The 15,543-nt window shown below is 43.7% G+C and carries 11 protein-coding genes; all 11 read right to left on the bottom strand.

The features are described 5' to 3' along the window. Positions 1–25 precede the first annotated feature (25 nt). Positions 26–1,663 (bottom strand): T9SS type A sorting domain-containing protein, encoded by a 1,638-nt coding sequence (locus tag O3Q51_10650; GenBank protein MCZ4409273.1) that lies wholly within the window; start codon positions 1,661–1,663, stop codon positions 26–28. 233 nt (positions 1,664–1,896) lie between these two features. Beyond that, a complete protein-coding gene (gap, locus tag O3Q51_10655; protein MCZ4409274.1) occupies positions 1,897–2,889 on the bottom strand; it encodes a type I glyceraldehyde-3-phosphate dehydrogenase in 993 nt (330 codons plus the stop codon). A 104-nt stretch (positions 2,890–2,993) separates the two neighbouring features. Further along, complete coding sequence (locus O3Q51_10660) at positions 2,994–3,947, bottom strand: AAA family ATPase (GenBank protein MCZ4409275.1); 954 nt, start codon at positions 3,945–3,947, stop codon at positions 2,994–2,996. Positions 3,948–3,962: 15 nt separating this feature from the next. Continuing rightward, entirely contained in the window at positions 3,963–5,330 is a 1,368-nt protein-coding gene (locus O3Q51_10665; protein MCZ4409276.1) for a peptidylprolyl isomerase, read from the bottom strand. Beyond that, positions 5,315–6,190 (bottom strand): hypothetical protein, encoded by an 876-nt coding sequence (locus O3Q51_10670; protein ID MCZ4409277.1) that lies wholly within the window; start codon positions 6,188–6,190, stop codon positions 5,315–5,317. The genes O3Q51_10665 and O3Q51_10670 overlap by 16 nt, the downstream gene beginning before the upstream one ends. 13 nt (positions 6,191–6,203) lie before the next feature. Beyond that, entirely contained in the window at positions 6,204–8,150 is a 1,947-nt protein-coding gene (locus O3Q51_10675) for a peptidylprolyl isomerase (protein MCZ4409278.1), read from the bottom strand. 37 nt (positions 8,151–8,187) lie between these two features. Then, positions 8,188–9,657, bottom strand: coding sequence for an IMP dehydrogenase (gene guaB / locus O3Q51_10680; protein ID MCZ4409279.1), 1,470 nt, complete (start codon positions 9,655–9,657; stop codon positions 8,188–8,190). Positions 9,658–9,982: 325 nt separating this feature from the next. Continuing rightward, positions 9,983–12,013 (bottom strand): gliding motility-associated C-terminal domain-containing protein, encoded by a 2,031-nt coding sequence (locus O3Q51_10685; GenBank protein MCZ4409280.1) that lies wholly within the window; start codon positions 12,011–12,013, stop codon positions 9,983–9,985. Positions 12,014–12,076: 63 nt separating this feature from the next. After that, positions 12,077–13,366: a pitrilysin family protein gene (locus O3Q51_10690; GenBank protein MCZ4409281.1), complete on the bottom strand. Its 1,290-nt coding sequence runs from the start codon at positions 13,364–13,366 to the stop codon at positions 12,077–12,079. Then, positions 13,347–14,585 (bottom strand): pitrilysin family protein, encoded by a 1,239-nt coding sequence (locus tag O3Q51_10695; GenBank protein ID MCZ4409282.1) that lies wholly within the window; start codon positions 14,583–14,585, stop codon positions 13,347–13,349. Before O3Q51_10695 ends, O3Q51_10690 begins: the two co-directional genes overlap by 20 nt. Next, a complete protein-coding gene (locus O3Q51_10700) occupies positions 14,582–15,529 on the bottom strand; it encodes a nitronate monooxygenase (protein MCZ4409283.1) in 948 nt (315 codons plus the stop codon). Before O3Q51_10700 ends, O3Q51_10695 begins: the two co-directional genes overlap by 4 nt. Positions 15,530–15,543 lie beyond the last annotated feature (14 nt).

Below are 15,543 nucleotides of genomic sequence, written 5' to 3' on the forward strand. Positions count from 1 at the left end.
GCTCTTAAGATAAAAAAACTTTTATTTAGAAGGTCGTTATCTTTCTGGTTTCTTGATGGACACCATTAAATACTCTAAGCAAATAAATGCCCTGAGGTAGGTAAGAAAGATTTAATTGTTCAGTTGCTCCAACTGATAAAACCGGACTCACCACGTCAATCCTACGGCCGTTGAGGTCATAAACTTCAATCATTGCTGTTTGGCCGAAGTCTTCAGATGACAAGGTCAAATTGTACAAGCCGGGAGTGTTAGAGACTGTAGACAAATCTATTTCCCAATTGGGCTCCATTGCAGCTATGGAAAATGATTCTATTCCAGAGTTGTCACTTGGATCAAATGATATCGTGGACTGCGACATCAACAGATTCGGATTTTCGGATGGGCCAATGGTGATATTACAAATCGTCGAGTAGTCTCCGATTAACCCTCCTTGCGCCGCTAAGACTTCTACATCATAACTATCTCCTTCTATTAGGCCAGTCACAAAATCTAAGTCAACAAAGCGGCTACCGTCGTCTCTAGTATAAAAAAGTGGTGCTTGAACTGAGGTAGTGTTCGTGAATCTCCAAGTATACGAATCCGCTCTACAAACCTCATTGGCCTGCAGAAAGGAACTGATGGGATAAGTCTGTCCACATGGGTAGACATTACTGTTGAGGCCTGTGTTTGGAACAGCATTATTCATATTAATAAACCTCAATCCGCCGGAATTACTTTCCTGCCCGGCCACAGTGGCAAATACTGAAACAATGTAAGTAGTTCCTAACTGTAAATCAGGGACTCGATACAGGTTGAGCAACCTGCTATCCGACAAACCAATTACTTCGGTTTGTACAGGAGGATTAGAGCCAAAGTCCAAAAAAGTCCATCTATATTGAGTTGAAAGGGCAACTTTGGTTGCTCCGATTATATCACAGAAATCAAAAAAGCCATTAGAATACTGGTTTTCTAGTGTTGTGGTTAGTACGTTATTCTGCAGACCAATAATGCATGAATTTCCATAATCTCCGTATGCGGGTACAATAGCTCTAACCCGAACACTCACCTCGTAAGTTCTTCCATATTCAATTTGCGGAAACCACTCCAAAAGAAAATTGGGATTTGTTCCGTTTGGTGATGTGATGACATAAGTATTAAACGGTGCCTCTTGTTCAACAAATCGAAATTGGTAATTGGTAAAATTGGAGGTGTTTGATGGATTAGTAGCACGAATCACATTATTCGTGTTGTAATCGAGAGTGCCGCAATTGGAAGCGACCAATTCCACAAATGGAATGTGAGCAACTGCACTGGTAAATTCCGTTGATACAGGAGTAGAACCAACATGATAAACACGATAGATGTATGTGTTTCCAACGGTAAGCCCGGTTAATATTGCATTTTCTGTCGCTCCAACACCAGCATTGTTCCTGCAGGTGAGCAAGGTTCCACCGCATGCATCATACACCTCAATAGCCAAGTTCAAATCTCCTGAACCTGTAGCTTGCACACCATGGCGTGTCGCAATAGCAACAAAACTATACCATACATCATCACTTCCTCCCGGGCCTGCGCACTGTGCATCGCCAGAAAACCCTGCTCCTACAAAAGATCCTGCAAGCTCTGAATCAGCAAAATCTTCTTCCGATGAAATGAGATTTGCAGTCAAACAATCATTTGCCATCGACGAAATAGTAAAAAGAAACGTCGAAGCCAAAACGGCAATATAATAAGGGGTTGTTCGCATAAAAGCCTTCCTATAAAATGAAATCAGATACTAAATTACACAATCAATTCAGATTGTAGGGGTGATTCAAAAAGAAGGTGGTTAAGATTATTAACGGGATTTTCAACAATAAAAAAAGCAAGGCTTTCGCCTTGCTTTTACCACCTACTGAAAATTAACCACGCTTACTGCTACTGAACTATCTTAGCGACAAGTTCTGCGGTGCGGCTCGCGTAGCCAAACTCATTGTCATACCAAGACATTACTTTTACAAAATTGCCATTGGTAGACGTCATCAAAGAATCAAAAACACTGCTGTGTGGATTTCCAATCACATCAGCTGATACAATTGGGTCTTCAGTGTACTGAACGATTCCTTTTAATTCATTGTTTGCAGCTTTTTTAATGGCTGCATTTATTTCTTCTGCTGTCACGTCTTTATCCAGAATTGCAACTAAATCCGTTATGGAACCGGTGATGGTTGGAACTCGAGTAGCGTTTCCATCCAATTTTCCTTTTAGATGAGGAAGAACCAGTCCTACTGCTTTCGCAGCTCCCGTTGTAGTTGGGATAATTGAAAATGCACCCGCCCTAGCTCTTCTCAAATCAGAGTGAGGAGCATCTTGCATGCGCTGATCTGCCGTGTAAGCATGGATGGTATTGATGTATCCTTTTTGGATCCCGAACTCCCGATCCAAGACCATTGCAATAGGCGCCAAACAGTTTGTTGTGCAGCTAGCATTGGAAACAACATGATCATCAGCAGTTAAAGTGTCATCGTTTACACCAATTACTACGGTCTTCACGTCGCCTTTTGCCGGCGCTGAAATAATTACCTTTTGTGCTCCCGCAGTAATGTGTTTAGAAGCTCCTTCTTGATTTGTGAATCTTCCGGTACACTCGGCTACTACTTGAACTCCAAGTTCCTTCCAAGGAAGATCTTCAGGGCTTCTTTCAGCGAAAAGCTTATAAGGTTTACCGTCTATTACGATATGGTCATCTCCCGTATAAGATACTTCACCTTGGTATCCACCCTGACTACTGTCATACTTGAATAGGTGGGCCAAAGTCTTGGCATCTGTCAAGTCATTGATGGCTACCACCTCAACGTCGCTGTTGTTCAATAGCTGACGGAAAGTTAGTCTTCCTATTCGACCGAAACCATTTATTGCAACTTTTATCATAGTTTAAAACTCTTCAAAGTGTCATTTGAACACAAAGTTAATATAATTCCAAGAATTCAATACAACATTCAAAATTAATCACATTAATTTAATATCGGAACAAATCAGAGCATTCCTGTAATGATCTTTTCCATCGTAACACCCTCTGCTTCTGCCTTATAATTCCTAACCAAACGGTGCCTCAGAATTGGTAAGGCCACAGCTTGAACATCTTCAATATCAGGAGAATATTTTCCTTGAAGTGCTGCATGGCATTTAGCTCCCACGATTAGGTATTGAGAAGCCCTAGGCCCTGCGCCCCAGCTCAAATAACTGTTGGTGCTTTCAGAAGCATACTCAGTGCCTGGTCGGGACTTGGCCGATAAATTCACTGCATATTCTACCACATTATCAGCCACGGGAATTTTTCGAATCAACTGTTGGAAGAATTGAATTTCATCTCCCGAGATTACCTGTTCAGCTTCTGCGGTAACACCTGATGTAGTGGATTTTACCACATCGATTTCTTCCTGTATACTCGGATAATCAACAAAGATGTTGAACATAAATCTATCGAGTTGGGCTTCGGGCAATGGATAAGTTCCTTCCTGCTCTATCGGGTTTTGAGTCGCAAGTACAAAAAACGGTTTGGGAAGCGGGTACGAGTGCCCTGCTGTCGTAACCATTCTCTCCTGCATCGCTTCTAAGAGTGCGGCTTGGGTTTTAGGAGGAGTTCGGTTAATCTCATCAGCAAGTATGATATTCGAAAACAACGGGCCTTTAATGAACTTGAATTTTCGATTTTCATCAAGAATTTCGGAACCAATAATATCACCCGGCATCAAATCAGGAGTAAATTGAACTCTATTAAAAGTCAATCCCAATGTTTTGGCAATTGTGTTCACTAAAAGCGTTTTGGCCAAACCCGGAACACCTACTAAAAGGCAATGACCTCCGCTGAATATGCTAATGAGCACTTCTTTGATTACTTCATCTTGTCCCACAATCACTTTGGCAATTTCTTGCCTCATTGAAGCATATTTATCCGTGAGCTGCTTAACCGCTTCTACGTCTTTCATTATATTCTAAACTTCTTAGTTCTTAATTAAATCGTCCTCTTCGATCCAAGGATAGCCGAATGCGCAATCTCGGTATTTTTCATCGATTTTTACAAAGGAATCACCTATTCTCTCCCTCACCCATTTGTCCATTGTTTGCGCTCGAAGCCGCTCAGAAGCCATATTCTGAAGGCTTTGATAATCATCGGTCAAGTTGGCTCTGTGCGGTTCTGTTCTGTTCATGAGCTTTACGATGCGATAGCCTTTCTCATTGGAACGCGTTTGAAAGTAAAACGGCTTGCTCACCTGTCCCACTGTCATTGTATCAATAATGGGAAATAGTGTAGGATCAATATCATCCATTTCGAAAATGGTGCTTCCTGAAGCCTGATTGACTATCGAACCGTTTTGATTCTTGGTCAACTCATCATCGGAATACTTATTTGCCGCTAAGGCAAAGGAAACCGAATCTCGAATCACCAAATTCCGAATAGAGTCCAAGTCTGTTCTTGCTTGACTCAATCCATCAGAAGACACTTCGGGGATGAGCAATATGTGGTTGGCGTCGTACATCTCTCCCCTCCTTTCCAATAACTGCATGATATGAAATCCGTAGTCAGTTTTGAATGGTGTGGATATCTGTCCTTCTTCCAAGTTAAAAGCTACTGCATCGAATTCGGGCACCCAAGTACCACGCGCCTGCATGCCCAGAGCACCACCCTTAGCGGCCGAACCAGGGTCGTCGCTATAGAGAGCAGCCAATGTCTCGAATTCCTCTTGACCTGTTTCGACTTGCTCTTTAAATTCTAATAATCGTGAACGAACCCTCTCCTTCTCCTTCGTTGAAACTTCGGGATACTTGACAATTTGAGCCATCTGTACAGAAGCATTGACATAGGGCAGACTGTCTTTCGGAATTTCGTTGAAGAAATCCTGCACGTCAGAAGGTGTAACATTAATGTCGGCGCTGATCTCAGACTCCATGCGCTGAACGAGTAATTGATCTTTCAGAATGTCGAAAAAATCTTCTCTGATTTCCGACATCGATTTTCCATAATAGTCTTCGAGAGCTTCCACGGAGCCTATTTGTCGAATGAAGACATCCATCCTTCTATTCAACTGACCTTGCACCATATCGTCAGTAATTTCAAGAGAATCCACTTTTGCCTGATTCAGCATTAGCTTCTCAAAAAGAATTTCCTCCAAAACCTGGCAATCTGTTATGGTACCTTTAAACCCCTGTGCCTTAATTTGACTTTTCTGAATTTGTATGTCGCTGTAGAGGATAATTTCATTTCCAATTACCGCTACTATTTGGTCAATTACCTGCGCTTTGGAGCTATTGACGAAAAACAACAACGCCAACGCGGGAAGTAACCATCTCAAATTTATTCCTTTATCCATTCAATTTTGTTCTTTGCGTAGGCCTCTTTAACAGCTCCTTCACGCATTTTTTTTACCAAATCAGCTTTACGCTGATTAATAATCAAGTTTTGCACTTTTTGCTTTTCGAGCTCGAGTGGAGCATTACTACCCCTTAATCTATATTCGAAGATTCGGAGTAAATACAGCTGTCCATCTTTTTCAAACTCATGATACGTATTCGTGGTCAAAAAATTGCTCCAATCCTCTTCTTCTAATGGGATTTGTTTCAAGATGTCGTCTTTGTACATCCACTGTTCTTCATCGAGGAAGCAAGTTTCAGCATATTTACTGCAATACTCATCGAGATCTTCCAAGACTTCCTCAGATTCACCGTTGAACCATTTCTGAAGCTTTCTCTTATTTGGCGCATCAGCGCTCACAGACATAAACCATGGCCTTAAGATGGAGCTTTTCAGTTTGAAGCTCTCAATATTTTCGTTAAAAAATGTTTCGGTCTCTTGATCAGAAACCAGTGTGTCAAGTTTCTGGTTTACAAGTTCCCGCTCGTAGGAATAGATGACCAATGAATTTCTGTAATCTTCAAGCTTGGCCGAAAAGTCCTTGTTCTCTTCTGAAAGATTTTTCTCAGCAAGTGATAAAACGGCCTTTTCTTTTATCCATTTATTAATAATGTCGTCGGCTATCGTCGCAGAATCTTCTTCGGTGTAATTTTTGGGAAGTAAGGATTCGAACTCACTTTGTCGCAAGGAATACTCAAACACTTTAGCAACTGCGGGATCATCAGCATTTTCATCTTGAACACATCCATGCAAAACAAAAAATAGCAAGCTCCCGATGAGGAGCTTGCTATTCAGTAAAGTTGAATTTTTAGTATTCAAACTAGAAAAAGAATTATTTAATGGTGTAAAGAACTTCTTTGTTCACGGTCACTTCGTGTTTAGCTCTCAAAGAATCTATCCATTCTTTTTCCAAATAGTTCTGATAGGCTGCAGTGATCAAACCCCGTGCCTCGTCAAAAGCTTTCGGCTCAGGTTCGCGTATCTCTTTAATGTGAACCACCTTGAGTTGCCCCTCATCATCTATGGGATCAGAAACACCAACTTCCCAAGTTATTTTTTCAAGAATCGGAAGTTGCTTTTGCTCTTTCAAACCGCTGCTTACTCGCACCTTCAAAGCGCTAGCCTCATTCAATGCATCGCGGATCTCATCTTGGTTCTTGCCCTTTTTCAGCATCTTCTTCACCTTACCTGCAGTCTCTTCATCTTCTACAGTGTAAATATCGTAGCCCGCTCTTTCTTCCCACATAAAGTCAGTTTGATGACTTTGATAGAATGTCTCCAAGCCAACAGTGTCTTCAACAGCTTTAGACCAAACCTTCTGATCGGTAAGATCGAAAAGTAAAATACCATCGCGGTACTCTTGCATTAGTGCTTTAAATTCAGGGTACTTTTCTTCCAGGATACCGTTTTCGAAAGCCATAATTTCAGAGTCAACCCAGTTGTCAAAACTTTCGTTTATCAATAACTCAATATCAATTGGCGTCCGAGTTGCACGCATTCTTGACAACAGATATGTAGTGAATTCAGCTTGTGAAAAAGTCAATCCAATCATTTCAAAAAGCACCTTATCCCCGTTTTGCAATTCTGCTGAAGGCTCCCAACGCGCACTGAAGTAGCTAGTGTCAACACCAGTGTAGAAAGGCTTCAGACGCTTGCGGTAGTCTGCGTACTTGTACTCTTTTTTGCGCTTATTGATAAAACTGTCTTTCGTAATATCAGATCGAGAATCGCGAGAAATCTTTGATCGAAGCTCCTTCTCATAATCATCAAATGATTTAACGGGAACTCTTTCTATCAATTTAATGATGTGCCATCCATATGGAGATTTAACGGGCTCAGATATTTCACCAGGCTCCGTTAAAGCAAATGAAGCCTCTTCAAACTCTTCGACCATCTTTCCTGCCCCAAATGCGGGTAACTCGCCCCCCTTGGCAGCAGAGGTTCTGTCATCGCTAAATTTACGAGCCAGTTCTCCAAAGTCTTCTCCTGCTTCCAACTTAGCGTATACCTCATCGGCTCTTTTTTTCAGGCTGGCTTTAACATCTTCAGGGTCGGAATCTTCTGATCTGATCATAATGTGAGCCACTCGTATTTCACCGCGAGCAGGTCTCTTGTCTTGCACCATAACCAAGTGGTATCCAAATCTCGTTCTGATAGGTCCTGATATTTCTCCTACCGGAGTATTGTAAACTGCTGTTTCAAATGGATACACCATCTGAAGAGAAGTAAAGTAACCTAAATCGCCCCCATTTGTCTTAGCGCTGGGGTCTTCGCTTTCAGTTTTAGCTAGAGAGCCGAATTTACTCGGATCAACATCCACTTTGGCCTTGATAGCCATAATCTTGTTGTAAGCCTCAAGAGTGTCTTTCGGAGAAGGGGAAGACGGCAGCTTTATCAAGATATGCGATGCACGCACATCTTCTTTCAGTCTGTCATAAGCCTCTCTTACCAAAGAATCCGTCACCGCTTTGTCCACCAAATAAGGTCTAGCCAGCTGGTCGCGGTATCCACTCAGTTCTCTTTCAAATCGAGCCAACGTGTCCATTCCCATTTCTTCAGCTTCCATCACCTTCAATTTAAAGTTGATGAATAGCTCAAGGTATTCGTCCAAATCCTCTTGTGTGATCGAACTGTCGCGGTTGTTTTTCTTGTAAATGGTTTCGAACTCAGACTTGGTGATCTTGCGGTCGTCAATGGTCATTAAGATGGCATCTCCATTGTCTTGCGCCATCACCTGAAGTGTGATGATAGAAAGCAGTAAAAGAATTCCTTTTTTCATGGTTGTAGTTTTCACTTGAGCAATTATAGTAAGATCATTATAAACTGTAGTTTGGAGCTTCACGCGTAATGGATACGTCATGTGGGTGGCTCTCTCGAATTCCTGAGTTGGTAATTCTGATAAATTTGGCTTCAGCCAACGCCGCAATATCAGCTGCTCCGCAATATCCCATTCCTGCACGAAGACCTCCTATCACTTGGTGCATTACTTCGGCTAGAGTTCCTTTGTAAGGAACACGGCCTGAAATTCCTTCGGGAACAAGTTTATTCAGGTCGTCCAGCGAATCTTGAAAATATCGATCGCTTGACCCTTGCTGCATGGCTTCTATAGAACCCATGCCTCTGTATGACTTGAATTTTCTACCTTCATAAATGATGGTCTCACCCGGAGACTCTTCCACACCAGCAAGCATTGAGCCAATCATTACAGACCCCGCTCCTGCAGCCATTGCCTTAACGACATCGCCTGTATAGCGAACGCCTCCGTCTGCTATAATCGGAATACCTCGGTCCTTCAGTGCCGATGCGGCATCAAGAACAGCTGTAAGCTGCGGCACACCAACTCCCGCTACTACCCGAGTCGTGCAAATTGACCCGGGACCAATCCCGACTTTCACCGCATCAGCTCCTGCATCAGCGAGGTGAATAGCACCTTCGGCAGTAGCCACATTTCCAACTACTACATCAATTTTGTCAAAATTGGACTTGATCTTTTCCAATACAGCCACCACTCCTTTGGTATGGCCGTGAGCGGTGTCTATTATAACTGCATCAACTCCTGATTTTACGAGCGCTGCAGTTCTCTCCACAGCATCGGCAGTAACACCTATAGCGGCTGCCACTCTCAATCGACCAAACTCATCTTTACAGCTGTTTGGGTGTTTTTTCAATTTTATAATATCGCGGTAAGTGATCAAGCCGACAAGCTTGTTGCTATCACCCACTACCGGCAATTTCTCGATTTTATATTCCTGAAGAATGATCTCAGCCTCCTTAAGGGTAATTCCTTTTTTGGCTGTAATCAACTTCTCTTTGGTCATAACTTCGCTTACCGGCTTAGTCATTTCCTTTTGAAAACGAAGGTCTCTGTTGGTAACGATTCCTACCAAAATATTCTCAGCATCGACTACGGGAATCCCTCCGATCTTATTCTCAGACATAACCTGAAGGGCATCACCAACTTTGGCTGTCTCGATCATAGTGATCGGATCTTGGATCATTCCGCTCTCAGAACGCTTCACTTTGCGCACCTCACGGGCCTGAGCCTCTATGCTCATGTTTTTGTGAATGACTCCAATCCCTCCCTGCTGGGCCATGGCTATGGCCATTTCAGATCCGGTTACGGTATCCATCGCCGCCGAAACAATCGGTGTATTGAGCATGATGTTTCGAGAAAATCGCGAACGGATATCAACTTGACGTGGTAAGATGTCAGAATAAGCCGGCACTAAGAGGACATCGTCGTAAGTCAATCCCTCTCCCAAAATCTTGGATTCGTTAAGTGACATGAATCTGAGTTTGAATTTGAAATAAATTCGGGCAAAAGTAAGAATAATTGACCTCAATTGCTCAGAGGTTTTAATGTGGGAAATTCAAAGGGCTATCCACGCTCTATCTGACGTGTCCGATATGGGCTGTTTTGTCCCGAAATGGCCACTACTGTCTCGTTTTGAACTAAGTGTCCGTTAAAATGGAACTGAACCTTAGTTGCATAGGGATAGCATAGGGACTGAATAGGAGTTAGTATACTTGAGCACAGTAGATGAACTTGAAAAAAAAGAAGACTTGAGGTTGAGTTAACACGCAACAGCGCGTCAGTTTTGCTTTGATGGTTCACTCCGCATTCCGCACCATATACATCACTCCCTCTTCCACAAAGGGCTTCCCGCCGCCATCTCTAAAGCTGATAATGTAGCGGTAGTAATCTTCGGGCACAACGCTGCCTGAATAGGTGCCGTCCCAACCCGTCTCGATATCCGATGTCTCGAAAAGGAGTTCGCCCCACTTATTGTAAATCTCCATGCGGTAAGTCTCAAAGTCAATGAAACCAAGAACAGGCTTAAACTGATCGTTGAAACCTTCGTAAACCATAGCCGAAGGAACCCAAACCAACGGCTCTTGAGTCACACAGGAAAGATTAGAGAACGATACTGCTCCGGGGCCGTATTGATTGGTGCTTTCTACCGCTTGAATGCGGTAGCAAAACCTGCCTTGGTTGGTCAGGAATTGCTCGACATCTTCAGACCATTCGGTGGTATTGGGATCGGTCACATCATAGAACGCGGGCTCCTCATCTCCCAATCCGCGGAGGATTTGGTATTCAACGACCGCTCCGTCCCAAACTCCGTACTTGGTCCAATTGAGCCTGTTCACCAAATTGCTTTTATTCGTTCTGGTTTCTAAGACGATGTTTGAACCTTCGTTCGAATCGCCGATCACCTCACCGCATCCGTCAATGGCTTTCCAGTAATACGTGTAGACGAGTTCATTTGCGCGGACATCAGAGTCGATATAAGTGATGGTATCCTCTCCAGGTATGGCAGCAAAGAGCCCGACAAAATTGTAATTACCCTCCTCCTCCTTTTTGAACAACTCATAGGTTGTACCCACCCCTGTGGTATCCTGATAAAGATTTACCTCCACTTGTCCTTCTAAATTGGTGGAAACCGAGCTCAGATAATGAAAGTCAATTATGGGAGGATACTCAGTGAATACAAGAACCCCATTAGACGTTGACGGCTGTTGGAGGCCACTTGAGATAGCCTTGATGTAAAATCGATACTCTAAATTTGGATCGACGTCGACATTGGATATAAAGCCATCGGGTCCCGCGGTGGCTAGAAGGATATCCGTTCCGTCAGCCAGAATCGCGCGTATCTCATACCCTGACAAATCATCTCCCCAACCTTCGTAGGGCGTCCAGTCGATGGTTGCGAAATTACTACAGTCCAAGAAGGTCACATTCACTTCCATGGTGGTATGGGGTTGATCAAAACTGTTTTCGTTTCCACAAGTATCCAAAGCCAATACCACCCAGGTGACAGGGTCGCTGGATGCAGAAAGATTCAAGGTATAGCTTTGATTGTCTCCCGGTATTGAATCAATTTCGGTGAATATATTGTTGGGGATATCAGCATCTTGAATGATGTAGCCAGCGATGTCGGGCGCAGAAGAAGGAGGCCAATAAATAGTTACTTCTCCTGTAACGGGATCTACACTTATGGTTTCAACAACCGGTGCAGGAGGCCCCACATCGTCTTCGAATTCGCTCGATACTTCTTGGGAAGACATAGAGCAAGCACCTTGCTGGTACCTCACCCGATAAGTGAATTCTGTCAATTCACATACGCTGTAGAGCGTATCGCGATAAAGGTCAGACGAGGGCGGAAGAGTAGCTATTGCTATAAAAGAAGCTCCCGCTTCGCTTCTTTCAATGATAAACTCACCCCCTAGAGGCATAGGGTCAAATGGAAAATTCCACTCGAGCTGTGCTACGGATGATGCGCCGGTAGGAATCAATTCTAAGAAGATCGTACTAATGGTATCTGCCGGAATACTGCCAGGCAAATCCCGATCTATCACATAGTATCGAATGCTATTCAAGTTGGCTCCCGCACCAACATCGTTGAAAGTCAAATCGGGAAATCCTACTGTTGGAGCCAAAGGCCCTGTAAAACCTACACCCTGATCTCTGTATATCTCATATACCGTGCCTGGTGCGGCATCACTATATACCCACGAAAGCTGAACTCCTCCCGCTCCGTTCACATCGGCGCACAAGGAGGTCGGTTGGCTTTGCGCCAATGATAAAAGCGGCAACCAACAAGTCAATAAAATCAAGTATGTCAGGAGTCCCAACCTCATCCGGCAAAGATACATCGTTTAAGCAACGTCATAAACCTTTCATTATTTTGACGTTGCAACCAATTAATCGTTGTCGGAAAAGCCTTCACCGACAATAGCAATGGTGAATTTTTCCGGATCAAAATACTTTTGAGCAACCATTAGAATATCAGCAGGTGATATCGCGTAGATCTTCTTTAAAAATTGCTCATAATATGACTGTGACAATCCATGCATGAGCATGGTGTTCAACAAAGACGCTTGACTAAAGGTTCCGTCAAAACTCCTCAACAAACCTCCTGCAGTATAATTCTTTACCAATTCGAGCTCTTCAACGGGCACAGACTCGTTGCGCAATCGATTCACCTCATAATGAATCTCTTTTAGCGTAGCATCGGTGTGTTTTGCTCCCACTTGAGTGGAAATGACGACGTAAGCCAAATCCTTCAATTGGTTGATGCTCGACCCGATTCCGTAAGTGTATCCTTTGTCTTCTCGAATATTTTGCATGAGTCGAGAACCGAAGTAGCCACCCAGAATAGTATTGGCGATGTAGAAAGCGGGATAATCCTCGTTATGTCTGGCAATAGCCGGAAAGCCAACACGAATGGCACTTTGCAATGCGCCATCTTTTCGAACGAATTTCACTTCCTGCTTAGGACTGAAGTTACCAACGGCCTTGCTAAAGACATTACCCTCGCCAGCTTTAAGGGCCTGCTTGAGTAGAGCAATCGCTTTATTTACATCACCACCGCTGATGAAAATTCGGGCATCTTTCAATCGATAATTCTCATTGTGGAAAGCCTCCAGATCAGTCTGATCAATTTTATCAAAATCTTCGGGAGCAAATCGTTCTGCGTATTTTGAATCACCAAAAAACAGCTCGCTAAAAACCAGCCGACAGATGATCTCCACCTTTTCCAGATTGACTTTGAGGCTAGCTTTTGTTCTTCGTTTATAGCTTTCAAATTCCTTTTCAGGAAAAGCAGGTTTCTGAATAATAGCGACAAAGATGGGTATGAGTTCTTCCAGATTCGACTTGAGACAAACCAGTGTGACAGAAGCTAAGTCCTTCCCAACTCCCGTTTGAATTTTGGCTCCATAGTAGTCTTTTAATTCGCTGATTTGATTGGCTGAATACTCACCCGCTCCTTCGGTCAACATGGAAGAAGTAGCTGTGGCCAGAAGTGGTTTCAGCTCCTCTCCTGAACCTGCTGGAAAAACAACTTCTATCTTGTTCAGCTCCTCCGCTTCATCTTCCACCACGAAAACAGGAGTCCCGTTTATCTGATCTCGTGGCTCAAGAGATGGAACCGAAAGTTCCTTCACTTTCTCAATAGCGGGTGCAGTCGTCCTATCCATTTCTCTTTTCATACCTCAATTCGTTTACACCTCTTTCTATTAGTTTCTTAGCCATGGCCTGCACGTCTTCAGCTGATACTTTCATGTAGTTATCCTGAAAACTGTTTATCGCCGAAGCATCTCCCAACATTTCATAGTAGCTCAAATTCATCGCTTTCGAGAGGGCACCGGTTTCTGAGAGGGCTTTTTGAGCCAGCACCTTGTTTTTGACCTTGGTGAGCTCTCGTTCAGAAGGCGGATCTTTAGCCAACTGTGCCAGCTGATCAAGGACGGCTTCTCTTGCTTCATTATGGTCAACTCCCTCGCTGAGCATTCCCGAAACCACCAGAAGACCTTGATCGATACTTCCCGTTATATAAGCTGAAACCTGCGTAAAAATCTCCTTTTCCACAATCAGCTTTCGATACAAACGGGATGACTTTCCATTTCCCAAAACATCACTCAAGAGATCGAATTTGTAGTAATCCATCTCTCTTCGATTACTCATAAGCCAAGCCATATAAATGGCTCCCTGAGGCACATCCCTGATCAGTACTTCGCATTCATCCTCCGCTTTTATTGCCTCCGTCGGGTAGCTACCATTCACACTATTCCCGGAAGGAATGTCCCCATACCAATGGTTGACCCTATCGAGGATGAGTTCTGAATCCACATTACCAGCGATTGTCAGAATGGCATTTGATGGAGAGTAATACCGATTATAGAAACTCTTCACATCATCCATAGTGGCCTCTTCGATGTGAGCTATACTTTTACCGATTGTAGCCCACTGATAGGGATGAACTTTGTAAGCCATTGGCCGCAGCGTCAACCACAACTCGCCGTAAGGTTGATTAAGGTAGCGCTGCGTGAATTCTTCGATCACCACTTTTCTTTGTACTTCCAAGCCTTCGGGCGAAAAGCCCAACTCCAGCATTCGGTCTGACTCCAGCCAAAGTGCCGTATCCAAGTTTTCCTTTGGGAGAGTCACGTAATAGTTGGTAAAGTCATTGTTGGTGAAAGCATTGTTTTGCCCTCCGGCCCGTTGCAGTGGTGTATCAAAATCAGCCACATTCTTGCTTCCGCTGAACATTAAGTGTTCGAATAGGTGGGCGAATCCCGTTTTGTCCGGATTTTCATCACGAGCTCCCACCTTGTATAGGGTATTAACCGAAACAATCGGCGTATTCCGGTCTTTATGTACAATTAAGGTCAAGCCATTTTCCAAGACAAACCTTTCATATTCTATCATAAGCTCACTGATCTTGAGTACATCAATTCTCTCGTTTCTTCGTATTCTGAAATGATCTCTTCCAGTATTTTGGCTACCGGCTTAACTTCGTGAATTCCCGCGGAAACCTGCCCGATTTCCAATTCTCCATTTACCAAATCTCCTTCAAACATTCCTCTTTTGGCTCTTCCACGACCTAAAAGCGTTCTCAGCTCTTCGGTAGCAGCTCCTCGCTCATAGGCCTCAGAAATAGCCGTATAAAAACCATTTCTAATCAACCTGACAGGCGCTAGTTCTTTAAGCGTAAGAACAGTATCACCCTCCTTAGCATCAATTACTTGTTGCTTAAATAACTCATGTGCAGAACTTTCACTAGAGGCGACAAACCTACTACCGATCTGAACGCCATCGGCGCCCAGAGCTAGAGCTGCAAACATGGATTTGCCGGAAGATATTCCACCTGCGGCTGCGACTGGAATGTTTACAGCCTCGCAAACTTGGGGCACCAAACAGAGCGTGGTAGTCTCCTCGCGACCATTGTGGCCTCCCGCTTCAAACCCTTCGGCAATGACTGCATCAACTCCTGCATCTTGGGCCTTCACAGCAAACTTTGAACTGCTCACAACATGTAGCACGGTTATTCCTTCCTTTTTTAATATTTCGGTGTACTTCCCGGGGTTTCCCGCCGAAGTAATAACGGTTTTCACCCCGTTGGAAAGAATCACTTCAAAATGCTTTTCAATATCAGGATAAAGCAATGGCACATTTACGGCAAAGGGATTTTGAGTGGCAGCTTTGCATTTCTTGATGTGCTGATCCAGGACATCAGGATACATAGAACCCGAACCAAGGACTCCAAGCATTCCGGCATTGGCAGAAGCCGATGCCAATTCCCACCCACTGCACCAAACCATTCCCGCTTGAATTATCGGGTATTTGATCTTCAGTAATTGTGAAATTTTCATAGGTAAAACGTGGT

Source organism: Cryomorphaceae bacterium 1068, assembly GCA_027214385.1.
Classification (GTDB): domain Bacteria; phylum Bacteroidota; class Bacteroidia; order Flavobacteriales_D; family Cryomorphaceae; genus JAKVAV01.

Excerpts from the sequence above, each read along its gene's own strand:
- O3Q51_10650 (MCZ4409273.1), bottom strand. The coding sequence starts at position 1,663 with ATGGCAAATGATTGTTTGACTGCAAATCTCATTTCATCGGAAGAAGAT.
- gap (MCZ4409274.1), bottom strand. The coding sequence starts at position 2,889 with ATGATAAAAGTTGCAATAAATGGTTTCGGTCGAATAGGAAGACTAACT.
- O3Q51_10660 (MCZ4409275.1), bottom strand. The coding sequence starts at position 3,947 with ATGAAAGACGTAGAAGCGGTTAAGCAGCTCACGGATAAATATGCTTCA.
- O3Q51_10665 (MCZ4409276.1), bottom strand. The coding sequence starts at position 5,330 with ATGGATAAAGGAATAAATTTGAGATGGTTACTTCCCGCGTTGGCGTTG.
- O3Q51_10675 (MCZ4409278.1), bottom strand. The coding sequence starts at position 8,150 with ATGAAAAAAGGAATTCTTTTACTGCTTTCTATCATCACACTTCAGGTG.
- guaB (MCZ4409279.1), bottom strand. The coding sequence starts at position 9,657 with ATGTCACTTAACGAATCCAAGATTTTGGGAGAGGGATTGACTTACGAC.
- O3Q51_10685 (MCZ4409280.1), bottom strand. The coding sequence starts at position 12,013 with ATGAGGTTGGGACTCCTGACATACTTGATTTTATTGACTTGTTGGTTG.
- O3Q51_10690 (MCZ4409281.1), bottom strand. The coding sequence starts at position 13,366 with ATGAAAAGAGAAATGGATAGGACGACTGCACCCGCTATTGAGAAAGTG.
- O3Q51_10695 (MCZ4409282.1), bottom strand. The coding sequence starts at position 14,585 with ATGATAGAATATGAAAGGTTTGTCTTGGAAAATGGCTTGACCTTAATT.
- O3Q51_10700 (MCZ4409283.1), bottom strand. The coding sequence starts at position 15,529 with ATGAAAATTTCACAATTACTGAAGATCAAATACCCGATAATTCAAGCG.